The sequence below is a fragment of the Neoroseomonas marina genome, from assembly GCF_012927745.1.
GTDB classification, from domain to species: domain Bacteria; phylum Pseudomonadota; class Alphaproteobacteria; order Acetobacterales; family Acetobacteraceae; genus Neoroseomonas; species Neoroseomonas marina.
Genome location: NZ_JABBKX010000013.1, coordinates 14,624 through 37,476, shown reverse-complemented (window position 1 = coordinate 37,476; position 22,853 = coordinate 14,624). Strand labels below are relative to the sequence as shown.

Genomic DNA, 22,853 nt, shown 5'->3' with positions numbered 1-22,853 from the left:
GGTCCTATTCCGGAGCGGAGGTCTGGAGCGCGAGGGCGTGCAGGACGCCGCCCATGCGGCCCTGCAGCGCGGCGTAGACGATCTGGTGCTGCTTCACGCGGGAGATGCCGCGGAAGGATTCCGAGACGACCTTGGCCGCGTAGTGATCGCCGTCGCCGGCGAGATCCTCGATGGTCACATCGGCATCGGGGAGGGCTGCCTTGATCAGCGCCTCGATCTCCGCCGGTTGCATCGCCATCAGGCCTTCCCTCCCATCAGCGCGGGGAGCGTCGCCTCGTTCGCTTCCCGCAGAGCCGCAACCGATATGGACCGGCCGTCGGCCATTACCAAGGCCCCGCCGCCGGAACGCCCGATGCGGGCGGCAGGCACGCCGGCGGCCTCGGCCTCGGCGAGAATGCCAGCCGGGTCGGAGACGGCAAGGACGTAGCGACCCTGGTCCTCGCCGAACCAGAAGGCGTGCTCGGGGGCCTTGGTCGCGGGGGCGGCGAGGGTGGCGCCGATGCCGGTCGCCATGGCCATCTCGGCGATGGTGACCAGCAGGCCGCCATCGGCGCAGTCGTGGCAGGCGAGAACCTCGCCGGCGAGGATGCGGGCGCGGACGAAGTCGCCGTTGCGACGTTCCGCGGCGAGGTCCACGGGCGGCGGGGCGCCTTCCTCGCGGCCGGCGATGTCGCGCAGCCAGAGGGACTGGCCGAGCCAGCCTTCGGTTTCCCCGATGAGGATCAGGTCGGCGCCGTGGGGCATGCCGAGGCCGATCGCGTCCGCCGCATCGTCGATGACGCCGACGCCGCCGATCGCGGGGGTGGGCAGGATCGCCCGGCCCTCGGTCTCGTTGTAGAGGGAGACGTTGCCGCTCACGACCGGGAAGTCGAGGGCCTTGCAGGCCGCGGCCATGCCGCGCACCGAGGCGGCGAACTGGCCCATGATCCGCGGCTTCTCGGGGTTGCCGAAGTTCATGTTGTCGGTGATGGCGAGCGGCAGGGCGCCGGTCGCGGTGATGTTGCGCCAGGCCTCGGCGACCGCCTGCTTGCCGCCTTCCTCGGGGTCCGCGACCACGTAGCGGGGGGTGCAGTCGGTGGTCATGGCCAGCGCCCGGTCGTGGTCCTCGATCTTCACGATGGCCGCGTCGGCGCCGCCGGGGCGCTTCACGGTCAGGCCGTTCACCAGGCTGTCGTACTGGTCCCAGATCCAGCGGCGGGAGCAGAGGTCGGGCGTGGCGACCAGGCGCAGCAGGGCGTCCTCGATCGTGGTCGGGTTCGCGACCGCGCCGGGGGCGAGGACGGGCTGCTTCGGGGTTTCCTCGGTCGGGCGGCGGTAGAGGGGGGCTTCCGATTCCAGCGGGGCGAGGGGGATGTCGGCTTCTACCTGGCCCTTGTGGCGGATGACGATGCGGCCGGTGTCGGTCAGGTGGCCGATCACCGCGAAGTCGAGTTCCCACTTGGTGAAGATGGCCTCGGCCAGGGCCTCGCGGCCGGGCTTGAGGACCATGAGCATGCGCTCCTGGCTCTCGGAGAGCATCATCTCGTAGGCGGTCATGCCTTCTTCGCGCTGGGGGACGTTGTCCAGCACGAGCTCGACGCCCATGCCGCCCTTGCCGGCCATCTCGACGCCCGAGCTGGTGAGGCCGGCGGCGCCCATGTCCTGGATGGCGACGATGGCGTCGGTGGCCATCAGCTCGAGGCAGGCCTCGATGAGGAGCTTTTCCGCGAAGGGGTCGCCGATCTGGACGGTGGGGCGCTTTTCCTCGCTGTCCGCGCTGAATTCCGCTGACGACATGGTCGCGCCGTGGATGCCGTCGCGGCCGGTCTTGGAGCCGACATAGACCACGGGGTTGCCCACGCCGGTGGCGGCCGCGGTGAAGATGCGGTCGGCCTTGGCGATGCCCACGGTCATGGCGTTGACCAGCGGGTTGCCGTTGTAGGCGGGGTGGAAGTTGACCTCCCCGCCCACGGTCGGGACGCCGACGCAGTTGCCGTAGCCGCCGATGCCGCGGACCACGCCGTCGATCACCTGCTTCATCCGCGGCGCGTCGGGGGCGCCGAAGCGCAGCGCGTTGAGGTTGGCGATGGGCCGCGCACCCATGGTGAAGACGTCGCGCAGGATGCCGCCCACGCCGGTGGCGGCACCGTTGTAGGGCTCGATCCAGCTGGGGTGGTTGTGGGATTCCATCTTGAAGACGGCGGCGAGGCCATCCCCGATGGCGATGACGCCGGCATTCTCGCCCGGGCCCTGGATGACCCAGGGGGCCTTGGTGGGCAGTTCCTTCAGCCAGACCCGGCTGGATTTGTAGGAGCAGTGTTCCGACCACATCACGCTGAAGACGCCGAGCTCGGTGAGGGAGGGCGTGCGGCCGAGGATGGCCAGGCAGCGTTCGTATTCATCCGGCTTGAGGCCGAATTCGGCGGCGAGCTGGGCGGCGCGGGCGGGGTCGAGGGAGACGGGGGCGGCGGCGGTCATGTGCGCCATGTCGACCGGCCGGGCCGCGCTGTCCAGAGGCTTCGCCGCGGGGCCTGTCATGACCAGCCCAGGCGGAGCGCGCGGGGGAGGTAGCGGACCCCGGCGCAGCGGCGATGGAGCCTGCGGAGGGATCGCAGGAGGCCGATGAAGATGCCGTCCTGCACCTTGTTCTGCGGTGCGGGCGGCAGGCGGAGGTTGCGCCGCATGTTTTCGGACAAATTGGGGTTCGGGACCTTTTCGGGCGGTCCGTTCAAAGCGGTGAGGAAGCCGAGGCGGCGGATGAGGGCGATGAATTTGAGCCCTCGGAGGCGGATGGCCCGGCGGCAGGCGCGGAAGATGAGGGGCGCGATCTCATTCAACGGGTGCTTGGGATCATTGTCCTTGAGGGCTTCGAGCAGTTTCTCCCATAGGCCGGCATGGGTGAGGCGGCGGAAGTAACGGGAGACGGTGTCGGGCTTGCCGTGTTCGGGCGGGAGGGCGCGCCAGGGGGCGGTGGTGGAAGTGAGGTGGAATATGGCGTCCATACGGGCGCGGAGGTCGCCGATCTGACGGCCGGCGGGGGAGCGGGGGAGGATGTAGGGGAGGAGGGCGTGGAATTGGGTGGGGGTGAGGGGCTGCATGCCGCCCTAGTTACCACGGGGCACAAAAAATAGCAAGAAATTCCCATACCCAAATCGGAAGATGATCCCGCCGACAAAGGGCGGGATCGTGCCTACCATTCCTGAGACGAAGCAATCTGACCTCGCTGAACCTCAACCAGACCGAGCAAATTCTCTATTGCTAATTTGAATCCTGAGTAATCATCATCAATCTTGTCGTAATCGATGACCTGAAGATTTCTGTTACTACGCAATGATAGTTTCAGATCATCGTGCATTCCTGCCGAAGATAAAAAATAATGAGGGTATGACTCACTATAAGTAAAATTCTGATTTTCCAATATAAGATTTATATCTGGATCTCTATATCCAGCTCCCAAAAATAGAAATGTATGCGTCATAAGGGCACTGTCAAATGCATTGTAGAACGCCGAGGCGGCAATTCTGGCGCGCGCATATTGTTTCTGTGTAAATATCATGTGAATTGGGTTATCAAGAGAGCCGTGAACCTTAACTAAATAACGCTCTGTTCCCCGAAGAAACTCCGATACATCGGGATCTTGATATGTTTTCTTTATGGATGTACCGGAATATATCTCTTGGGCTGCGCGATCTATAATATCATCAAAATTCAATGAAAAAATTACCCTGGCATCGAGGCGGCAGATGAGTCGATGAACATCAGATATTGCATATTTTGGTGCGCTGAACTTTGCGCGTAATTTTGCGCTCCATTCCGCATCGTATGCGCGGTGTAGCCATTCACAAGCATGCAGTAAATCGCCTTGTGCAATTGCATCAGATATATGATTTTGTGGTCCGCCTCTGAGTTCAGTATTGCATTCCGTAAGGAATTTATCCCAGGTTGGTGGAATTTCACCGTTAACGCCCTTGGCGTGACGAGAAACTCCCGAACCGACAACTATTACACATCGGCGCCGCGCAATATCACGAACAAGAGGAGTCGGCCAATCAACCATTGCAGCGCTCTAGTATTTCTTTTGTTACTTCTCCGAAAATGCCATATGCATCCTTGACCTTCGCGAAGTGCGCCCCAACAACTCCATCTGGGGCCCGAAGTTCAAACACGGGCTTATTTGCCGATTGGGACATCGGAATTAAGCTAAAGAGATTCGGAACGGTACCGATCTCGAATGGTTCATTTGAAATATACTGGTTTAGGCCGGAATCAATGATCACTTGGTCAATCTGGCTCCGGATTGCCTCATACGCCTTGACACCGCGCCGCTCGCCTGCCGAGTCGCGCTTTGCTAAATACTGCTGAGTTACGTAACCTAGAAATCTTGATCGGCCATACTTTAAGGCGGGAAGTCTTGATTGGTCCTTTACATTCCGAATACCCCGTAACCAGTCCGACCACCACTCGGAGATCCACTGCGAGATATTCTTGAATGCAGTTAGTGAGAAGATATCAATCGACATGGGGCTTACAAAAAAGTCACAAGTTAGAAGAACGGATCGATTTATGGCCCCAAGAGAGGGACTCGCATCAACAAAAACATAGTCATATCCAGCTAATCTTTGAAGAAGTTCCGCAAAAAAAAGATTAGATTTAATGCCTCTAATATCACCACTGCGGGCAGATGACCAATCTTGCGCTAAGAAATCTTCAGTCAATGCTAAATCAGGGCTTCCGCAGAGTACATCAACAGAAAATTCAGGGGATTTTGTTATAAGTATCTTTTCATCTAAGGCGCCAGCTTCGGTGATGGGGCGAACAAATTTGTTAATTGTATACCAATCTTGTCCGTAAATGTTCTCCAAAGTGGCTTCATCAAATAAGTACTGTGTCGCATTGCATTGAGGGTCAGCATCAACGACGCAGATCTTCTTGCCCAAATGAAGAGAGGCAAAGGCGGCCACATTACACAGGAGGGTCGTTTTCCCGACGCCGCCCTTGTTATTAAAAAACGCTACGGAAATCATGGGCTTATCCAGACTGCGCGAGACTGAGTGAAATTATAATCGGCCAATTTATGCTTTGGGAAGTGCCAAACCATGCTGACGGCTATCAGCGGGTTGGACGATGAACACAACGAAGGTGCAGGAAACTGAGTTTCCTGCCGGGGTGCAGGGGCAGAGCCCCTGCGTCACCACAGCCTCAGGCGGAAACAAACGCGTCAGCCAGGCTTTCGAACATCGGCAGGCCGTCGGTGCCGCCCATCAGCGGGTCCACCAGGTCTTTCGGGTGCGGCATCAGGCCGCAGATGCGCAGGTTGGGGGACAGGATGCCCGCGATGTTGCGGGCGGAGCCGTTGCGGTTGGCGGCCTCGGTGACCGTGCCGTTCTCGTCGGTGTCGCGGAAGGCGACCAGGCCTTCGCCTTCCAGGCGGTCGAGCGTCGCGTCGTCGTTGCCGTCGCCCTGTCGCCGGGTCCTCCGCCGCCCCGTGCAACTCCGGCCCTGTTCTCCTCGTTCTGGTCCCAGGACAGTCGGAGGACAGACCGATGCGCAGGACGTCTCGGGTGGTTGGCGTGGCGTTCATCCTCGCGGTGGCGGCGGCCGGGCCGGTGTGGGCCCAGGCGCCGGCGCCGCTCGCCTTCGTGCAGCCGTTGACGCCGTCCGCGACCTCGGCGGTGCAGGAGAGGCTGCGGGAGGCCGGGGTCTACATGGGTGCGGCCGATGGCGTGTGGGGGCCGGAGAGCCAGGCCGCGCTCGACCGGTTCCAGCAGGCGCGCGGCATGCCGGTCACGGGGTCGATCAACATCGCGACGGCGCAGGCGCTCGGCGTGGGGATGCCGCGGCTGATGCCGCCGGTGGGGGCGGAACCGGCGGCGGCGCCGGCGGTCGCGGTGCCGCTCAGCCCGCGGGCGGTGCGGAATGTGCAGACCCGGTTGCGGGCGCTCGGTTTCTACCAGATGCCGGCGGATGGGATCTGGGGTGCCGGGACGCAGGCGGCGCTGGAGCGGTTCCAGCGGGGCCGCGGGATCGAGGCGACCGGGCAGATCAATCCGGTGACGGCGCAGGCGTTGGGGTTGAACCCGAACAACCTGGAGATGGCGACGCGGTGACGGGGCGGGCCGCGGTCACAGCCCGTGGCCGCGGCCGGTGCCGGGCCTGAGGGCCGGGTGCGATGGGGTCGTAGGCCAGCATGCAAGGTCATGCTGCATTGCGAGGCGTGATGGTCGCCATTTGCGACCTCCGTTGGATGCGGGCGGGTCCGGGGGTGCAGATTCCGGGGTGACGCGAGGCCCGGCCGGGAACGGCGTGGGCCCGCACCACGATCCGAGGGAAGACTGCGATGACGAAGGTCCTTGTCCTGTACTATTCGAGCTACGGCCATATCGAGCAGATGGCCTCCGCGGTGGCGGAGGGCGTGCGCGAGGCCGGTGCCGAGGCGGTGATCAAGCGGGTGCCGGAGCTGGTGCCGGAGGAGGTCGCGAAGGCGTCGGGGTTCAAGCTCGACCAGGCGGCGCCGGTGGCGACGGTGGCGGAGCTCGCCGATTACGACGCGATCATCCTCGGCGTGCCGACGCGGTTCGGGAACATGCCGGCGCAGATGAAGAACTTCCTGGATCAGACCGGCGGGCTGTGGATGAAGGGCGCGCTGGTGGGGAAGGCAGGCAGCGTGTTCACCTCGACGGCGACGCAGCATGGCGGGCAGGAGAGCACGATCCTGTCGACGCACACGGTGCTGCTGCACCACGGCATGGTGATCGTGGGGCTGCCCTATTCCTTCCAGGGCCAGACGACGAATTCGGAGATCACGGGCGGGTCGCCGTATGGCGCGAGCACCATCGCGAATGGCGACGGGTCGCGGCAGCCGAGCGCGAATGAACTGGCCGGTGCGAAGTTCCAGGGCCGGCACGTGGCCGGCATCGCGGCGAAGCTGAAGGGCTGAGCCGGGCGGGCGGGCTGTCCGGGAGGGCGGCCCGCCGTCGCCTTTGGGGGCGTCAGGCGGAGACGAAGGTGTCCGCCAGGCTTTCGAACATGGGCAGGCCGTCGGTGCCGCCCATCAGCGGATCCACCAGGTCTTCCGGGTGCGGCATCAGGCCGCAGATGCGGAGGTTGGGGGAGAGGATGCCCGCGATGTTGCGGGCCGAGCCGTTGCGGTTGGCGGCTTCGGTGACGGTGCCGTTCTCGTCGGTGTAGCGGAAGGCGACCAGGTCTTCGCCTTCCAGGCGGTCGAGCGTCGCGTCGTCGGCGAAGTAGTTGCCGTCGCCATGGGCCATGGGCGCGCGGAAGACGGCGCCCTTCTGCCAGCGGGAGGTGAACGCCGTGCCGGCGCGTTCGACGCGCATGTGGCAGTCCATCGACAGGAAGCGCAGCGAGGCGTTGCGGAGCAGGCCGCCGGGCAGCAGGCCGGCCTCGATCAGGATCTGGAAGCCGTTGCAGACGCCGAGGATGTGGCCGCCCTTCGTGGCGAAGTCCTTGATGTCCTTCATGATGGGGGACTGCGCAGCCATGGCGCCGCAGCGCAGGTAGTCCCCGTAGGAGAAGCCGCCGGCGAGGACGACGAGGTCGAGGCCTTTCGGCAACTCCTCGCGGTGGAAGAGCATCAGCGGGTCGCGGCCGGTGACGCGCTTGAGCGCGATGCGCATGTCGCGTTCGCGGTTGGTGCCGGGGAAGACGACGATTGCGGCTTTCATGGCGTGCTTCCTGGGGTCAGCCGATGGCGAGGCGGAGCCAGTGGATCCCGCCGAGGACGATCATGGTGGCGCCGGCGGCGATGGCGGCGGCGGTGACCCAGCGGTTCACCGTGCGCTTGCCGCGCGTGATGATGTCGAGGCGGGGGGTGGGGCGCGAGGTGGCGAGGCGGTCTTCCCGCCAGCGCAGCCCGGTCGCGATGAGGAAGGTGAGCACCATCATCGCGACGAGGCTGGCCTTGATCATGTCAGGCGAGCTCGACGCGGAAGGATTCGATCACCGTGTTGGCGAGGAGCTTGCGGGCCATGTCCTCGGCGGCGGACTTCGCCTTCGCGGGGTCGGTCTCGGCCAGGTCGAGCTCGATGACCTTGCCGGCGCGGACGTCGTTGACGCCGGCGAAGCCGAGGCCTTCGAGGGCGTGGGAGATGGCCTTGCCCTGGGGGTCGAGGACGCCGGCCTTGGGCATCACATAGACACGCGCCTTCATCGATGGGACATCCGATTCACGTTTCCGGTGCTCGACGCCACGCGGAGAGCGCGCTCTCCGCGCGCCGTCTCCGCCCTCCGACGATCGGAGGTCATTGCATGCTCTCCGGGCCCTTCATGTCGCGGGCGCCGGCCTCGGGCAGGATGCCGAGGCGGCGGGCGACTTCCTGGTAGCCTTCCTCGACCTTGCCGAGGTCGCGGCGGAAGCGGTCCTTGTCCATCTTCTCGCCGGTCTTGGCGTCCCACAGGCGGCAATTGTCGGGGGAGATCTCGTCGGCGAGGACGATGCGCATCTCCTCGTTCTCCCAGAGCCGGCCGAATTCGAGCTTGAAGTCGACGAGGGTGATGCCGACGCCGAGGAGGAGGCCGGTGAGGAAGTCGTTCACGCGCAGCGTCAGGGCGACGATGTCGTCCAGGTCCTGGGTGGAGGCCCAGCCGAAGCAGGTGATGTGTTCCTCGGCGACCATCGGGTCACCGAGCTGATCGTTCTTGTAGTAGTACTCGATGATCGAGCGCGGCAGGCGCTGGCCCTCGGGGATGCCGAGGCGGGTGGCGAGCGAGCCGGCGGCGACGTTCCGGACGACGACCTCGAGGGGGATGATCTCGACTTCGCGGATCAGCTGCTCGCGCATGTTGAGGCGGCGGATGAAGTGGGTCGGGATCCCGATCTCGGTCAGCCGCGTCATCAGGTATTCGCTGATGCGGTTGTTGAGCACGCCCTTGCCGGTGATGGTGCCCTTCTTCTGCGCGTTGAAGGCGGTGGCGTCGTCCTTGAAGTACTGGACGAGGGTGCCGGGTTCCGGGCCCTCGAACAGGATCTTGGCCTTGCCTTCGTAGAGCTGTCGGCGACGTGCCATGGCGGTTGGAATCCCTCGGGCCGCCGGGCCGGGGTGCCTGGCGGTGTGTCCGGGGGCGTATAGCAAGCGTGGGCGGGGAGGGCCATTGCCCCCCGGCCAGGGCTGGTGTGCGTCAGGCGGCGGGGAGCGGGACGGGCGCGAAATGCGCCTCTCCGGGACGGCCAGGGCAGAAGAGCCAGTGGCGGCGGCCGTCCGGGGCGAGGGCCATGAGGCTCGAGCAGACGGTGCCGAAACCGTTGACGGGCGGGACGTTGAGGGTTTCGGCGATGCCGGTCGCGGGGTCGTAGGCGTCGTCGGCGAGGAGGGTGGACCAGAGGGTCCAGTCGGGCGCGTCGGGATCGGGCGGCGGGGCGGCGGCGAAGCGCGGGAGGTGGCGGCGTGTTCGCGGGCTCGTGAGGTCGTTCGGGTCGTGGGCCGTGACCATGGAGAGGCCGGCGGGGAGGGGCAGGATCTCCGGGCGCCCGATGCCCAGGCCGCGGATGAAGTAGGCATCCTGCGAATCGGCAATCACCAGGTTGAAGGGGCGCCAGTCCTCCGCGGGCAGGACGGCGATGGCATCTGCGGCCGCGGCGGCGGTCGTGGCGCTGGCCGCGGCGAGGGGCAGGTCGCCGCGGGATCGCTTGCCAGCCGCCGGGCCAAGGCTTCCGGGGCGATTCAACACGGCGGCGACGACGCCGGTGGAACCCAGGGCCATCCACGTCCCCCCGGCGGTTCGGTCCCGCCCGCCTGTCACGCCTGAAAGATCGGGCCACCACGGGGCCGGCGAATCCCAGGCGCGGTCGAGGCGTTCGTCGCGATTGGCGGCGAGGAGCAGGGGCCAGGGATGGCCGGGCCGCCGCAGCAGGATGACGGTGCACATGCCGGCAGGCTGCGGTCGCCCGCGCCCGCCGGCAATGGGGGTCAGAAGCGGAAGTTCAGCGAGACGCCGGGCGGGCCGTAATAGACAGGCGGCGGCGCGTAGTAATAGTAGCGCGGCGCCGGGGCGTAATACACCGGCGGGGGCGGCGCGTAGTACACGCGCGGGGCCGGGGCGTAGTAGACCGGCGGCGGCGCCACGTAGACCGGGCGCGGGGGCGGGCCCCAACCGCGGCCGGGGTGGCCCCAGCCATGGCCGGGCGGGCCGCCACCGCCACGCCAGGGCGGGTCGGCCACGGCCTGGCCCTGGGTGGCGAAAAGGCCGGCCATCGCGGCGATGGCGACCGTACCGACGAACGTCAGGGGGCGCATGTGAGTCCCTCCTCCTTAGGCTCGACGTTGTAGTAACGCCTTGCGGCGGAAAGACGGCGCGATTCTCACAATTTCTTTACCAATGCTCAGGAGTCGCCGAAGACGCGGCGGAAGATCGTGTCGACCTGCGCGAAGTCCCGACGCGGATCCATCGCGGTGTCGAGCGCCGCGGGCGTCAGCAGGGCCGAGACGGTCGCGTCGGCGAGCAGGTTGTCGCGGAAGGAACGGCCGTCCGGAGTGCCGAGCGCGGTCCAGGTCGCCATCGCGGCGCGCTGCACGGCGGCATAGGAGTCCTCGCGGCTCATCCCCGCCTGGGTGAGGGCCAGCAGCACCTTCTGGCTGTGCACCACGCCGCCGAGCGATTCGAGGTTCGCGGTCATGCGCGCGGGATAGATGGTGAGCTTCTCCATCATGCCGGTCAGCCGGGCCAGGGCGAAATCGAGCGCGATGGTGGCGTCGGGGGCGATGACGCGCTCCACCGAGGAATGGCTGATGTCGCGCTCGTGCCACAGGGCGACGTTCTCGAGCGCGGGGACGGCATAGCCGCGCACCAGGCGCGCGAGGCCGGTCAGGTTCTCGCTCAGCACCGGGTTCCGCTTGTGCGGCATCGCGGAGGAGCCCTTCTGGCCGGGGTGGAAGTATTCCTCGGCTTCCCGGACTTCGCTGCGCTGCAGGTGGCGGACCTCGGTCGCCAGGCGCTCGATGCCCGAGGCGACGACGGCGAGCGCGCAGAAGAAGGCGGCATGGCGGTCGCGGGGGATGACCTGGGTGCTGACCGGCTCGACCGCGAGGCCGAGCTTCTCGGCCACGAAGGCCTCCACGCGCGGGTCCACGGAGGCGAAGGTGCCGACCGGGCCGGAGATGGCGCAGGTCGCGATCTCCCGCCGCGCGGCGACCAGGCGCTCGCGCCCGCGCATGAACTCGGCGTAATGGCCTGCCAGCTTGAGGCCGAAGGTGGTCGGCTCGGCATGGATGCCGTGGCTGCGGCCGATGGTCGGCGTCGTCTTGTGCTCGATCGCCCGGGCCTTCAGGGCGGCGAGCAGCGCGTCCATGTCGGCAATCAGCAGGTCCGCCGCGCGGGCCATCTGCACCGCGAGGCAGGTGTCGAGCACGTCGGACGAGGTCATGCCCTGGTGCATGAAGCGCGCCTCGGGCCCGATGCCCTCCGCCATGAAGGTCAGGAAGGCGATGACGTCATGGCGGGTGACGCGCTCGATCTCGTCGATGCGGGCGACCTCGGCATCGCCGATCGCGGCCGCACGGGGGGCGCCCTTGTCCCGGATCGCGCGCGCCGCCTCGGCGGGGATAGTGCCGAGGTCGGCCATGGCCTCGGCGGCCAGGGCCTCGATCTCGAACCAGATCTTGTAGCGGGTGGCGGGCGACCAGATCGCCTCCATCTGCGGGCGGGAATAGCGCGGGACCATGCGGGCGGCTCCGGGGAGGGACTGACGGGGCGGGGTTTGGGGCCTGCCGCGTCGCGGCGCAAGCCGGGGCCGCATTGAGGGTTGCGGGTATCCGGGCGCCCCGGTATTGCGCTTGGGATTAACTTCTTGCAACGCGTTGCGGGGCTGAGACCAAATGTTGGAAATGCTGCCCGAGTGGCTTCAGCCGCTCGCCATGGTGCTGTTCATCGACGTCGTCCTCGCCGGCGACAATGCGATCGTCGTCGGCATGGCTGCGGCCGGCCTGCCGGTCGATCAGCGCAAGAAGGCGATCTTCTGGGGCATCATCGCGGCCACCGTGATGCGCATCGCCTTCGCGTCGATCACGGTGCAGCTGCTGCAGATCGTCGGCATCGTGCTGGCCGGCGGCGTGCTGCTGCTCTGGGTCTGCTGGAAGATGTATCGCGAGCTGCGCGACGGCGGGCATGACGACGCGGATTCGACCGAGCAGCACGAGGGCGCGGCCGCGCTGGGTGGACAGGCGACGCCCGGGGCGCCGCGCAAGACGCTCCGGCAGGCGATCACCCAGATCCTGGTCGCCGACGTCTCGATGAGCCTCGACAACGTGCTGGCGGTGGCCGGCGCGGCGAAGGACCATCCCTACATCCTCATCGTCGGGCTCGCCTTCTCGGTCGTGCTGATGGGCGTGGCGGCGACGCTGATCGCCAACCTGCTCAACAAGCATCGCTGGATCGCGTGGGTCGGCCTGCTGGTGATCCTCTACGTCGCCTTCAACATGATCTACGAAGGCACGCACCAGGTGACGAGCGAGGTGCCCGAGGCCTACGCCTACCTGTTCCTGCCGCTCGGGTTCCTGGCGCCGGCCATCGCGGGCGTCTTCCCGGTCTGGCTGTGGGTCGGCGCAACGGTGATGCAGATGGTCATATACACCTCCGTCATCACCCTCGTGGCCGGCGTCATCCGCGATGCCATGCGGCCCCGGCCGGCGAGCTGAGATGCGACCGGCGGGCCCGGCCTTGGTTGTGTCTCGGGCCCGCCACGTTTCTTCCTCAGCCGGGTGCGCTATGTCTGCGCCCATGAGGCAGCGAGCGAACGGGGCGGAAGGCCCCGCCCTGGCCGAGGCGGCGCGGATGCGTCGCCCTGGCCGCCCCCTGGCGGGACGCCTGGCCCGGAGCGCCGCGATCGCGGCGGGTGTGTTGTTGGCGGCCTGTGCGGGCGTGATGGATTCGCAGCGGCCTTCCCTCGACGAGATCGAGGCGCGCATGCCGCGGGAGATTGCCGGCTTCGTGCTGGGCGAGACGGCCCAGCGCCCCGGACCCATCCTGTCGATGGACTATGCGACGGCGAACCGCGCGGCGGTCGCGACCGTGCTGGTCTATGAGACCCGCGGCCGCGCGGCGCCCGAGGACGCGTCCGCACCCGAGATCGATCGCGAGCTGTCGGCCGCGGTGATGGAAGTGACGGAGGCACCCGCGGGCCGCACCGGCCGTCGCCTGACCGAGCGGGAGCGCGTCACGCTGACCGATGCGGGCTTGCGCTGCGCGCGGATGGAAGGGTCCTTCGGTCGCGCGCCCGTGGCGCGGACGCTGTGCGTCGGCGGCGCGCAGGGGCGCTTCGTGAAGATCCAGGTGACGATGGCCGCGCGGACGCCGGCGCCGGCCGATGCGCCGGCCTTCGCCGCCGGCGCCATCCACGCCGTCCGCGGTCGGTAGGGCGCTTCGGCCTAGCGCATGCAGCGCAGGAAGACTGTCGAGGCATGGGCGAGCTCGCCCACCTCGGCGGCGGTGCGCACGGTGCCGGCATCGTCGAGGACCGGCTGGACGCCGTGTTCGCGCATGAAGTCGACGGCCTCGGTGTGCTTCACCGCGAAGTTGACGTTCTGCGGGATGTCGCCGGTCGCCTGCGCGATGCGCTGCGCGTTCAGCTTGGAGACGATGACGCCGACGACGTGACCCCGCAGGTCGAGGAGCGGCCCGCCGGAATTGCCCTGCTGCACCGGCGCGCTGATCTGGATCTGGCGCGGGTTGTCGCCGAGCCCGGCGAGGGCGGAGACGTCACCCGTGGTCAGCGTCGGGCCTGAGGAAAGCAGGCCGGCGAGGGGGAAGCCGTAGGTCACGACGTTCTCGCCGCGACGAACGTCGGTCGCCCGGCGGAAGATCAGTGCCGGTCCCGGATCCGCCTCGGCCCGCAGCAGCGCGAGGTCGCGCTGGGCGTCCACGGCGACGATGGTGACGTCGATCTCCTGACCGGAGTTCAGCCGTGCGCGCATCGCGGCGCAGCCTTCGGCCACATGGTGATTCGTCATGATCTGGCGCGGCGCGACGATGAAGCCGGTGCCGGAGGAAACCTGGCGCTGCTCGCCGGGGGGGCGCGGCGGGCCGGGGCGTCCGGCGCCGAGTGGCGGCGGCTTGTCGCGCGGCAGGGAGGCGACCGGCCCCGGCGGGCGGTCGTTGCCCTGCCCGAAGGGCCGCGGCGTGGCGCCGAGTGGCGGCGGCTTGTCGCGCGGCAGGTTGACCTGGGGGCCGGGGCGGAAGCCTGGTGAGGCCTGGGGCGGCGGGGGCGACGGCAGGTTGCCGAGCGAGCCCCCGGACGCACCCGGCTTCTGGGCCGCGGCGGAACCGGCCGCGAGGGCTGCCGCCAGTACGAGAACGGGGGTCGCGTTGCGCATGGGCGAAAGGTGCCGATGTGCGGGCCTTGCGGTCAACGGCACCTGCGTGCGCGCCGCGTCCCGACGCGAAGTGCTTCAGAGCAGGCCCTCGCGGCGGAACGAGACGTGGCGGCCATTGCCCACGATCAGGTGGTCGTGCAGCACGATGCCGAGGCTGCCCGCGGCCGCCTTGATCTCCTGCGTCATCTCGAGGTCGGCGCGCGAGGGTGTCGGATCGCCCGAGGGGTGGTTGTGGACGAGGATCAGCGCCGTCGCCTGCAGTTCCAGGGCGCGCTTCACGACCTCCCGCGGGTAGACGGGCGTGTGGTTCACCGTGCCGCGCGCTTGCGCCTCGTCGGCGATCAGGCGGTTGCGGGTGTCGAGGAACAGGATGCGGAACTGTTCGATTCGTTCGCGGGCGATCGCGGCGGTCAGGTAGGCGAGCAGGCGGTCCCAGTTGTTCAGCACGGGACGGTCGATGACCTCGGCGCGCGCGAGGCGCAGCGCCGCGGCCTGGACGGTCTTGAGCGCGGCCATGCCGGCCTCGCCCAGGCCCTCGATGGTGCCGAGTTCCTGGGGCGGCGCGGCGAGGGCGCCGGCGAAGGAGCCGAAGCGGGCGAGCAGGGCGCGGGCGATCGGCTTGGTGTCCCGCCGCGGCAGGGCGAGGAACAGTACCATCTCGAGCAGTTCGTGGTCGAGCAGCGCGTCGGCGCCGGCGGTCAGCAGCTTGGCGCGCATGCGGGCACGATGGCCGAGATGGCCGGGCGGTGCGGCCTCGGCCGTGCTGGCGGCGTCGCTGTCGATGATGGCGAGCAGGCCGGGCGATGCCTCGGCCAGCCCCGGCTTCCTGCCCATGCTGTCCCGCGCCGGCGAATGGCGCCGGCCGCGGGCAGGTTAGGGAATTCTACCGATAGTTGAGAAGGGGTTTCGTCAGCCCTGGTGGTAGGGGCGGTGCTGGCCGGCGGGGGAGAGGGTGAAGATCTCCACGCCGGTCTCGGTGACGCCGACCATGTGCTCGAACTGGGCGGAGAGGGAGCGGTCCCGCGTGACGGCGGTCCAGCCGTCGTCGAGGATCTTCACCTCCGGCCGGCCGGCATTCACCATCGGCTCGACGGTGAAGAACATGCCGGGCTTGAGCTTGGGGCCCTCGCCGGGGCGGCCGTAGTGCAGGACGTTCGGCGGGGCGTGGAAATGGCGCCCGATGCCATGGCCGCAGAAGTCGCGGACCACGCTGAAGCGATGCCGTTCCACGAAGGTCTGGATGGCGTGGCCGATATCCCCGAGCGTCGCGCCGGGCTTGATGACGGCGATGCCGCGCATCATCGCCTCGTAGGTCACGTCCATCAGCAGGCGTGCCTTGGTCGAGGGCGTGCCGGCCACGAACATGCGGCTCGTGTCGCCGTACCAGCCATCGAGGATGACGGTGACGTCGATGTTCACGATGTCCCCGTCGGCCAGCACGCGGTCGCCCGGGATGCCGTGGCAGACGACGTGATTGACCGAGGTGCAGGTCGACTTGGTGTAGCCGCGATAGCCGAGCGTCGCCGGCACGGCGCCGTGGGCGACCATGAAGTCGTGGCAGATGCGGTCGATCTCGCCCGTGGTGATGCCGGGACGGATGTGCTCGGCGATCATGTCGAGCGTCTCGGCGGCCAGGCGTCCGGCCTTGCGCATGCCCTCGAAGTCCTCGGGGCGATGGATGATGATGCGGCGGGCTTCGCCGCCCTGCTGATCCATGAGGGTCCGGTCCGGATAGCGGCGTTCGTTGAAGGGCCGAAGATGCGCTTCGCACCCGGCGGTTGCAAGCGGTGCGGGTGTCGTGCCGGGCCGCCAACGGTTTGACCTGAGGCCGCCGGGGGAAGGCGGCGGTCGATCGTGTGTGGCGTCAGTGGCCCGTCTTCTCGCCGGCGCTGCGTTCCACGGTCCCGAGCGCATCGGCGAGGCGCGCCGTCGCGCTGCCGGGCCGGGCGGGCCTCGATTGCGTGGCGGAGGGCGACCAGCCGGTCAGGACCAGCAGGCGGAAGGTCGCGGGAATGCCGGCGTCCGACCCCGCCAGGCGGGCGGCGGCGAGCGGAAAGAGGTCCCGCGGCGGGGTGCGCGCGTCGCGGGCGAGGACGGCGCTGGTCTCGCCGGCGGCCCGGAGGTCCGCGATGAGGCCAAGCGGGGTGCGGTAGCGGAGGTCGATGTCCTCGGCATCCGCGACGGGCAGGGCGAAGCCGGCGCGCTGCAGCAGGGCCGCGCCGTCGCGCAGTTCCGGGAAGGGAGAGACGCGGGGGGCGAGGCCGCCGCGGATCTCGCTTTCGGCTTCGGCGAGCGCGCCGCGGAGCTCCTGGAGCGTCGGCAGGCCAGGCAGGGCGGCGAGGAAGAGGCCATCGGGGGCGAGGGCGCGGCGGATCTGCACCAGGGCACCCGGAAGGTCGTTGACCCAATGGAGCGAGAAGGCGGCGACGACGAGGTCGAAGGCGCCCTCGGCGAAGGGGAGCCATTCCTCGTCGGCGGCGACGGGCAGGCCGCCGGCGCGCGCGGCCATGCGGGGGCCGAGGTCGGCGGAGACGACGAAGGGGATGCCGCGCGCGGCGAGGCGCGGGGCCACGATGCCGCGGCCGCCGAGGTCGAGGGCCCGGGTGAAGCGATGCGTCGTGTCGTCCAGGCGGTCGAGCAGCCGGTCTGCGACATCCTCGAGGACCGGGGCGACCCGGTCGATCGTGGACGCGGCGCGGTCGCGGCGGAGGCGGACAAGTCGGCGGTCGAAGACCTGGACGGGATCGGACATGCTGGGCGCGACATGCGCCCGGTTCCGCCGCGTATCAAGCGGGAGTACAGGTGGCGTTGGACAAGGGGATGGAAAGCATGGCCAGCCAGATCGACGCCGCGACGCTCAAGCGCCTGATTCAGGAAGGGCAGGAACTCGCGGTGCTGGACGCGCGCGAGGAAGGCGAGTTCGGCAGGTCGCACCTGTTCTGGGCGGTGCCCTGCCCGCTGTCGAAGATGGAGATGCGCGCCCGCACCCTGCTGCCGCGGCGCGACGTGCCGGTCGTCTGCGTCGATGGCGGGGAGGGGTACGCCGCGCGGCTCGCGGCCTATCTCGAGGGGATCGGCTGCACGAAGGTCTCGGTGCTGACCGGGGGGACGCCGGCCTGGGTGGCGGCCGGATATGTCGCCTTCTCGGGCGTGAACGTGCCGTCCAAGGCGTTCGGGGAATGGGTCGAGCATCACTACGAGACGCCCTCGGTCGATCCGGGCGAGCTCAAGGCGATGATGGATGCCGGGACCGACATGGTCGTCCTCGACAGCCGGCCGATCGACGAATTCCGCCGCATGACGATCCCGACGGCTGTGAACGTCCCGGGCGGCGAGCTGGTCTATCGCATCGGGGAATTCGTGACGCGGCCGGAGACGACGGTCGTGGTGAACTGCGCGGGGCGGACGCGATCCATCCTGGGCGCGGAATCGCTGCGCAGCGCGGGGATCCCGAACAAGGTCGTGGCGCTGCGCAACGGCACCATGGGCTGGGAACTCGCGGGCTTCGCCTGCGACCGTGGCCGTGACGTGCGCTACCCGGAGGGCACGCCGACGGGCCTCGACGACGCCTTCGCGCGGGCCGACCGCTTTGCCCGCCGCAACGGCGTGCAGGTCACGACGCGCGCCGAGCTCGAGAAGATGCGCGGCGATGCGAAGCGGACGACCTATGTCCTCGATGTCCGGGACCCGGCGGAATACGCGGCGGGGCATCTGCTCGGCAGCCGCTCGGCGCCGGGTGGGCAGCTGGTGCAGGCGACGGACCAGTGGGTGGCGGTGCGCGGGGCGCGGATCGTGCTGGTGGACGATACCGGCGTGCGTGCGCGCATGACCGGCGGCTGGCTCCGGCAACTGGGGGGTTGGGAGGTCCATGTCCTCGCCGACGGCCTGGACGGTCGGCTCGAGGAGGGGTTCTGGAAGGCCGATTGCCCGGAAGCCGATGCGGTGAAGGTTCCGCACGTGACGGCGCCGGAACTCGCCGTGCTCGCGGCCGAGGGGGCGGCGCAGGTGGTGGACCTGGCGCGGTCCATCGACTTCCGCGACGGGCATATCCCCGGCGCGATGTGGGGCATCCGGACGCGGCTCGACCGGCTCGCGGGGCAGATCGCGGGCGACCGGCAGGTCGTGGTGGCGGCGCCGGAGGAGGCGCAGGCGCGGCTGGCGGCGAAGGAACTGCTCGGTTTCGCCAAGGCGCCGGTAAAGGTGCTGTCGGGCGGGACGGCGGCGTGGAAGGCGGCGGGTTTCCCGCTCGAAGCCGACCGCACCGTGCCGGCGGATGCGGACTGCGCCGATTTCTACCTCCGCCCCTATGACCGCAATTCCGGGATCGAGGAGGCGATGCGCGAATACCTCTCCTGGGAAATCGACCTCGTGCATGAGGTCGAGAAGGACGGGGACGCGCCCTTCGGCCTCTGGGTCTGACGGGCGGGGTGCAGCCGGAGCCCCTCGGGCGCCTCACGGCCCGGTTGCGCCGGGCGGGGGGCGGCCTGCTCGACGTGCTGCTGCCGCCGCGCTGCCTCGGCTGCGAGGCGGAGGTGGCGCAGCAGGGCACGCTCTGCCCGTCGTGCTTCGGGGGGCTATCGGTCATCACGGCGCCCTTCTGCACGCGCTGCGGGGTGCCCTTTGCCCATGCCGCCCAGGCCGGGACCGAGGCGGGGACCTGCCCGCGCTGCCGGAACCGGCCGCCGGCCTTCCGCCAGGCCCGCGCGGCGCTGCGCTACGACGAGGGCGCGAAACGGCTCATCCTGCCCTTCAAGCATGGCGACCGGACGCATCTGGCGCTGCCGCTGGCGCGGCAGATGGCCCGGGCCGGGGCGGGGCTGCTGGCGCGGGCGGAGCTTGTCGTCCCGGTGCCCGCCCATTGGCGGCGGCTGATCGGGCGGCGCTACGACCAGGCGGCGCTGCTGGCCCAGGCCGTCGGGCGGATCGCCGGACGGCCGGTCGTGCCGGACCTGCTGCGGCGGACGCGGCGGACCCCGCCTCTGGGGCAGAAGGGGGCGGCCGAGCGGGCGGCGACGGTCGATGGCGCCTTCGCCATGGGCCGCCACGACCGCCAGCTGGTCACCGGGCGGCAGGTGCTGCTGGTGGACGATGTGATGACCTCGGGCGCCACGGCCGAGGCCTGCGCGCAGGTCCTGCTCGCGGCGGGGGCGGCGGCGGTCGATGTGCTCGCCGTGGCGCGCGTGCCCGATCCGCGCCTGAGGGATGGCTGAGCCTGAGGGCTGCGGCTTGACCATGGCTGGCGTCGTGCCAACTGTTCCGGCATGGCCAAGATCGAGATCTACGTTCAGGACTTCTGCCCCTATTGCGCGCGCGCCAAGGCGCTGCTCGACCGCAAGGGCGTCGCCTATGAGGAAATCTACGCGCCCAACGGGTCCGAGGCGCGCCGGCAGGCGACCGAACGCTCGGGCGGGCGGACGACCGTGCCGCAGGTCTTCGTGAACGGGCAGGCGCTCGGCGGGTCGGACGACCTCGCGGCGCTCGACCGCGCCGGCAAGCTGGATGCCCTGCTGGCGGCGTAAGCCGCCCTCTGGCAGTCTCGGCCGATGAGTGCCAGATCCAGGGGAGAGGCTGCGCCGCGGAGACGGCGGGCCGAGGATACGGAGCAATGATCCACTATCAGTTGCGCTGCACGAGCACGGCCGAGGAGCACGCCTTCGACGGCTGGTACAAGGACAGCGCCGCCTTCGACACCCTGGCCGCGGCTGGCCTGGTGGAATGCCCGGTCTGCGGCGGGACCGAGGTCGCGCGCGCGCTGATGGCGCCGGCCATTCCGAAGAAGGGCCGCCCGGCCCGCAATGCCGTGGTGCCCATGCCGGCGCCGCCGGTCGAGGCGCCCCGGGCGCCCGCGGAGTCCTCGGGCCAGCCGACCGGCCAGGCGGCGGCCGGGCCCATGCCGGCGCAGATGCGCGCCATGCTGCAACGCCTCCGGCAGGAAGTGGAACGGAACTGCGACTACGTCGGCGCCGATTTCGCCGAGGAGGCGCGGCGCATGCACAACGGCGAATCCGAGCGCCGCGGCATCTTCGGCGAGGCGACCGACGCCGAGACCGAGGCCCTGCGCGACGAAGGCATCGAGGTCGCGCGCATTCCCTGGGTGCCCCCGTCCGACGCGTGATCCCGCGCACGCCGGGATGCTTGCGCCGGCGCCCCCCGAAAGCCGAGATTCGGTCTGCTCTGGGGAAGGAGGCGGCAGGTGGTGCGATTCGGCGATTCGCTCCGGGCTGGGGTGCTGGCGGCCTCGGTGCTGGCCGCAGCCGCACCTGGCGCCCGTGCGCAGGTGGCGCCGCTCGACCTTACCTCTTCCTCGGTCACGCAGACCTTTCAGAATGGCGGCTCCACCACGCGCATCGACGGGGTGATCGGCGGCCAGCCGGGCACGGTCTTCACCACGACCTTCGGTGACACGATCGGCAGCGCGGCCGGTCAGTCGGCCGTCGCGCAGACCGGGGTTGCCATCACCAACGCGGCCGCGCCGGTCCGGGTGCAACTGTCGAACCCGCTGCTGGTCGGGCAGACAACGACGCAGCAGGTGATCAACGGGGCGCCGTTCCAGGTGACGGTCACCGGGACCAACCCCAGCACCTTCCAGCCGCTGGCCATCGCGATCGGGGATCGTGGTGTCTGCGGCAGCGCGGGCGTGTCCGGGGTGCTGGGCAGCGGCGGGGCATTGCCGGCGGGCTGCCAGAACAACGCGAACGTGGCGAATGTGCCGATCGGCGGCGGCTTCACCCTGGTGAACACCAACACGCCGCAGACGATCCTGACCGCGACGACCGACCTCTACCAGGTGACCGGGACGCCCGTGGTGCGGATCGGGACCGCCCATCCCCTGGGCCGGATCGGCGCCCTGCAGGACCTCGACCGGCTGACCGACCGGATCCTGGGGGAGGCGAGCGATCCCGGATTCTTCGACATCGGCGACCGGCCCTGGACGGTCTTCGCCGAGGCCTACGGCGGCTATGGATTCCTCAACGCCAATCCGGGGCAGTACGTGCCCGGGGCGCGGAGCGATTTCGGCGGCGTGACGGGCGGTGTCGCGGGTGCGCCGCTGCCGGGGCTGATGCTGGGCTGGATTGCCGATGTCAGTCGCGTCGACATGTCGACCAACGACAGTTTCGCGCCGGAATCGAGTCGGCTCGACCTGATGAAGACCGGGCCGTTCGGGGCCTATCGCCTGGGCGACGTCACGGTGGCGCTGCTCGGCGTGATGGGCCGGGGCGACAACAGCACGCGGAACGGGTCGCAGGAGGTGGGCGGGGTGGCCTCGGCCTCTTATGGGCTGACGACCGCGACGGGCGGGGGGCAGTTCTCCTTCGACCTCAAGCGGCTGATCGGCACCTCGATCACGCCGCAGTTCGGCTACCAGTATGCGCGGGTCGAGAACGAGGGCTTCACCGAGACGGGCAATCCGCTGGCGTTGCAGGGCTTTTCGGGATCGGCACAGCGACAGCGCATGTGGCTCGGCGCGGTGTGGCGCGACGAATACGAGGTGTGGAACTTCCGCGTGGAGCCGCGCGTCTATGTCCGGGCGATGAACATCTGGGGCGACACGGATGCCTCGATGAACGCGATCTTCGCGACCGTGCCGGGGGCGGGCCAGGTGAACCTGGCGGGGCCGCAGACCGAGGGCTGGGCGGCGCAATGGGGCATCCGGGTGCGGGTGCCGCTGGTCGCGGGGGTGATCCAGGTCTCCTACGACGGGCAGGCGGGCGCGGGCTACAATTCCCAGGTTTTCGCGGCGCGGGCGCGGTTCTCGTTCTGAGGCAGGCTCAGCGCGCCTCCGCCATCACGATGTAATTGACCCCGACGTCGCGCGTCGCGCGCCAGCGCCCCGTGAGCTTGTCCATGGTCATGCCGGCGATGTCGGTGACCCGGAAGCCCACGGCGCGCAGGCCGTCCCCGAGTTCGCCCGGGGTGACGAACATCCGCCAGTCATGCGTGCCGACCGGGAGCATCCGCAGGACGTATTCGGCGCCGAGCTTCGCCATCAGGAACGACCGAGGCGTACGGTTCAGCGTGGAGAGGAAGAGCGGCGCGCCGGGCTTCGCCGCCCGGGCGAGGGCGGCGAGGAAGGCTTGGCGGTCCGAGACATGCTCGATGACCTCGAGCGCGACCACGGCGTCGAAGGTCTCGCCCTCGGGGAGGTCCTCCGGAAGGCCCTCGCGGTAGTCGATCGAAAGGTCCGCGGCGGCGGCGTGCGCGCGGGCGGCGTCCAGGGCCTCCCCCGCCGCGTCGAGGCCGGTGACGCGGGCGCCGCGGCGGGCCAGGGCTTCCGAGGCGAGGCCCGCGCCGCAACCGACATCGAGGATCGCGAGGCCGGTCAGGGCGTCCGGCGCCTTCGGGTCGCGGCCGTGACGGCGGGCCAGGCGGTCGGCGATCCAGCCGATGCGCAGCGGATTCATCCGGTGCAGCGGCTTCATCGGGCCGTCGGGGTCCCACCAGCGGGCGGCCAGGGCGTCGAACTTGGCGATCTCTGCGCCGAGAGCGGTCATCGGGGGCATCCGGTCGAGATGGGGACCACATGCCGGGTTTTCCGCCCCGAGGCGAGGG

General features: G+C 69.0%; 25 protein-coding genes and 2 pseudogenes. 9 read left to right on the top strand and 18 right to left on the bottom strand.

Annotated elements, in window-relative coordinates; translation table 11 throughout:
* Nucleotides 1-4: 4 nt before the first annotated feature.
* The 6 genes and pseudogenes from GWK16_RS23625 to GWK16_RS23600 form a co-directional block, all read right to left on the bottom strand.
* Complete coding sequence (locus GWK16_RS23625) at nucleotides 5-238, bottom strand: BolA family protein (RefSeq protein WP_168043993.1); 234 nt, start codon at nucleotides 236-238, stop codon at nucleotides 5-7.
* A complete protein-coding gene (gene purL / locus GWK16_RS23620; RefSeq protein ID WP_408903932.1) occupies nucleotides 238-2,466 on the bottom strand; it encodes a phosphoribosylformylglycinamidine synthase subunit PurL in 2,229 nt (742 codons plus the stop codon). The genes GWK16_RS23625 and purL overlap by 1 nt, the downstream gene beginning before the upstream one ends.
* 47 nt (nucleotides 2,467-2,513) lie before the next feature.
* Complete coding sequence (locus GWK16_RS23615) at nucleotides 2,514-3,077, bottom strand: transposase (RefSeq protein WP_170056439.1); 564 nt, start codon at nucleotides 3,075-3,077, stop codon at nucleotides 2,514-2,516.
* A 92-nt stretch (nucleotides 3,078-3,169) separates the two neighbouring features.
* Complete coding sequence (locus GWK16_RS23610) at nucleotides 3,170-4,036, bottom strand: SIR2 family protein (protein ID WP_170056438.1); 867 nt, start codon at nucleotides 4,034-4,036, stop codon at nucleotides 3,170-3,172.
* Nucleotides 4,029-5,003 (bottom strand): ParA family protein, encoded by a 975-nt coding sequence (locus GWK16_RS23605; protein WP_170056437.1) that lies wholly within the window; start codon nucleotides 5,001-5,003, stop codon nucleotides 4,029-4,031. The genes GWK16_RS23610 and GWK16_RS23605 overlap by 8 nt, the downstream gene beginning before the upstream one ends.
* A gap of 175 nt (nucleotides 5,004-5,178) precedes the next feature.
* Nucleotides 5,179-5,439 (bottom strand): annotated as a pseudogene (locus GWK16_RS23600) (phosphoribosylformylglycinamidine synthase subunit PurQ); the annotation flags it as partial.
* An 83-nt stretch (nucleotides 5,440-5,522) separates the two neighbouring features.
* Between GWK16_RS23600 and GWK16_RS23595 the strand changes: the two are divergent.
* Both GWK16_RS23595 and wrbA read left to right on the top strand, forming a co-directional pair.
* Entirely contained in the window at nucleotides 5,523-6,086 is a 564-nt protein-coding gene (locus GWK16_RS23595; RefSeq protein WP_170056436.1) for a peptidoglycan-binding domain-containing protein, read from the top strand.
* A 230-nt stretch (nucleotides 6,087-6,316) separates the two neighbouring features.
* The gene (gene wrbA / locus GWK16_RS23590) at nucleotides 6,317-6,916 is read left to right on the top strand and encodes an NAD(P)H:quinone oxidoreductase (protein ID WP_170056435.1); all 600 of its coding nucleotides are present in this window, start codon (nucleotides 6,317-6,319) and stop codon (nucleotides 6,914-6,916) included.
* A 52-nt stretch (nucleotides 6,917-6,968) separates the two neighbouring features.
* Here the strand turns inward: wrbA and purQ are convergent, their stop codons facing one another.
* The 7 genes from purQ to purB all read right to left on the bottom strand — a co-directional run bounded on the left by purQ (nucleotide 6,969) and on the right by purB (nucleotide 11,656).
* Nucleotides 6,969-7,664, bottom strand: a complete 696-nt coding sequence (gene purQ, locus GWK16_RS23585) for a phosphoribosylformylglycinamidine synthase subunit PurQ (protein ID WP_170056434.1) — start codon at nucleotides 7,662-7,664, stop codon at nucleotides 6,969-6,971.
* A 16-nt stretch (nucleotides 7,665-7,680) separates the two neighbouring features.
* Entirely contained in the window at nucleotides 7,681-7,908 is a 228-nt protein-coding gene (locus GWK16_RS23580; protein WP_168043998.1) for a hypothetical protein, read from the bottom strand.
* Nucleotide 7,909: 1 nt separating this feature from the next.
* A complete protein-coding gene (gene purS, locus GWK16_RS23575) occupies nucleotides 7,910-8,149 on the bottom strand; it encodes a phosphoribosylformylglycinamidine synthase subunit PurS (protein WP_170056433.1) in 240 nt (79 codons plus the stop codon).
* A 91-nt stretch (nucleotides 8,150-8,240) separates the two neighbouring features.
* The gene (purC, locus tag GWK16_RS23570; RefSeq protein ID WP_168044000.1) at nucleotides 8,241-9,005 is read right to left on the bottom strand and encodes a phosphoribosylaminoimidazolesuccinocarboxamide synthase; all 765 of its coding nucleotides are present in this window, start codon (nucleotides 9,003-9,005) and stop codon (nucleotides 8,241-8,243) included.
* Nucleotides 9,006-9,117: 112 nt separating this feature from the next.
* Nucleotides 9,118-9,864, bottom strand: a complete 747-nt coding sequence (locus GWK16_RS23565) for an NRDE family protein (RefSeq protein WP_170056432.1) — start codon at nucleotides 9,862-9,864, stop codon at nucleotides 9,118-9,120.
* Between the two features lie 41 nt (nucleotides 9,865-9,905).
* Nucleotides 9,906-10,232, bottom strand: coding sequence for a hypothetical protein (locus GWK16_RS23560; RefSeq protein ID WP_170056406.1), 327 nt, complete (start codon nucleotides 10,230-10,232; stop codon nucleotides 9,906-9,908).
* Nucleotides 10,233-10,318: 86 nt separating this feature from the next.
* Complete coding sequence (gene purB, locus GWK16_RS23555) at nucleotides 10,319-11,656, bottom strand: adenylosuccinate lyase (RefSeq protein ID WP_170056431.1); 1,338 nt, start codon at nucleotides 11,654-11,656, stop codon at nucleotides 10,319-10,321.
* 154 nt (nucleotides 11,657-11,810) lie between these two features.
* Here purB and GWK16_RS23550 point away from each other — a divergent pair.
* Nucleotides 11,811-12,449 (top strand): annotated as a pseudogene (locus tag GWK16_RS23550) (TerC family protein); the annotation flags it as partial.
* Between the two features lie 262 nt (nucleotides 12,450-12,711).
* Nucleotides 12,712-13,347 carry a hypothetical protein gene (locus GWK16_RS23545; RefSeq protein WP_170056429.1) on the top strand — a complete coding sequence of 212 codons (636 nt, stop codon included), beginning with the start codon at nucleotides 12,712-12,714 and terminating at the stop codon, nucleotides 13,345-13,347.
* Between the two features lie 11 nt (nucleotides 13,348-13,358).
* Here the strand turns inward: GWK16_RS23545 and GWK16_RS23540 are convergent, their stop codons facing one another.
* From GWK16_RS23540 to GWK16_RS23525, 4 genes are all read right to left on the bottom strand, one after another.
* Nucleotides 13,359-14,303: a S1C family serine protease gene (locus tag GWK16_RS23540; protein ID WP_170056428.1), complete on the bottom strand. Its 945-nt coding sequence runs from the start codon at nucleotides 14,301-14,303 to the stop codon at nucleotides 13,359-13,361.
* Between the two features lie 75 nt (nucleotides 14,304-14,378).
* Nucleotides 14,379-15,137, bottom strand: a complete 759-nt coding sequence (gene radC, locus GWK16_RS23535; RefSeq protein ID WP_170056427.1) for a RadC family protein — start codon at nucleotides 15,135-15,137, stop codon at nucleotides 14,379-14,381.
* A gap of 75 nt (nucleotides 15,138-15,212) precedes the next feature.
* The gene (gene map, locus GWK16_RS23530) at nucleotides 15,213-16,019 is read right to left on the bottom strand and encodes a type I methionyl aminopeptidase (protein WP_170056426.1); all 807 of its coding nucleotides are present in this window, start codon (nucleotides 16,017-16,019) and stop codon (nucleotides 15,213-15,215) included.
* A gap of 148 nt (nucleotides 16,020-16,167) precedes the next feature.
* A complete protein-coding gene (locus tag GWK16_RS23525) occupies nucleotides 16,168-17,055 on the bottom strand; it encodes a methyltransferase domain-containing protein (protein WP_170056425.1) in 888 nt (295 codons plus the stop codon).
* 77 nt (nucleotides 17,056-17,132) lie between these two features.
* Between GWK16_RS23525 and GWK16_RS23520 the strand changes: the two genes are divergently transcribed.
* The 5 genes from GWK16_RS23520 to GWK16_RS23500 all read left to right on the top strand — a co-directional run bounded on the left by GWK16_RS23520 (nucleotide 17,133) and on the right by GWK16_RS23500 (nucleotide 22,065).
* Nucleotides 17,133-18,722, top strand: coding sequence for a rhodanese-like domain-containing protein (locus tag GWK16_RS23520; protein ID WP_170056424.1), 1,590 nt, complete (start codon nucleotides 17,133-17,135; stop codon nucleotides 18,720-18,722).
* An 8-nt stretch (nucleotides 18,723-18,730) separates the two neighbouring features.
* Nucleotides 18,731-19,513: a ComF family protein gene (locus tag GWK16_RS23515; protein WP_338144551.1), complete on the top strand. Its 783-nt coding sequence runs from the start codon at nucleotides 18,731-18,733 to the stop codon at nucleotides 19,511-19,513.
* 51 nt (nucleotides 19,514-19,564) lie between these two features.
* Nucleotides 19,565-19,822 carry a glutaredoxin 3 gene (gene grxC / locus GWK16_RS23510; RefSeq protein WP_170056423.1) on the top strand — a complete coding sequence of 86 codons (258 nt, stop codon included), beginning with the start codon at nucleotides 19,565-19,567 and terminating at the stop codon, nucleotides 19,820-19,822.
* Between the two features lie 86 nt (nucleotides 19,823-19,908).
* Complete coding sequence (locus GWK16_RS23505; RefSeq protein ID WP_170056422.1) at nucleotides 19,909-20,418, top strand: DUF1178 family protein; 510 nt, start codon at nucleotides 19,909-19,911, stop codon at nucleotides 20,416-20,418.
* 78 nt (nucleotides 20,419-20,496) lie between these two features.
* Nucleotides 20,497-22,065 (top strand): autotransporter domain-containing protein, encoded by a 1,569-nt coding sequence (locus GWK16_RS23500; protein WP_170056421.1) that lies wholly within the window; start codon nucleotides 20,497-20,499, stop codon nucleotides 22,063-22,065.
* A 7-nt stretch (nucleotides 22,066-22,072) separates the two neighbouring features.
* Here the strand turns inward: GWK16_RS23500 and ubiG are convergent, their stop codons facing one another.
* Nucleotides 22,073-22,795: a bifunctional 2-polyprenyl-6-hydroxyphenol methylase/3-demethylubiquinol 3-O-methyltransferase UbiG gene (gene ubiG, locus GWK16_RS23495; protein ID WP_170056420.1), complete on the bottom strand. Its 723-nt coding sequence runs from the start codon at nucleotides 22,793-22,795 to the stop codon at nucleotides 22,073-22,075.
* Nucleotides 22,796-22,853 lie beyond the last annotated feature (58 nt).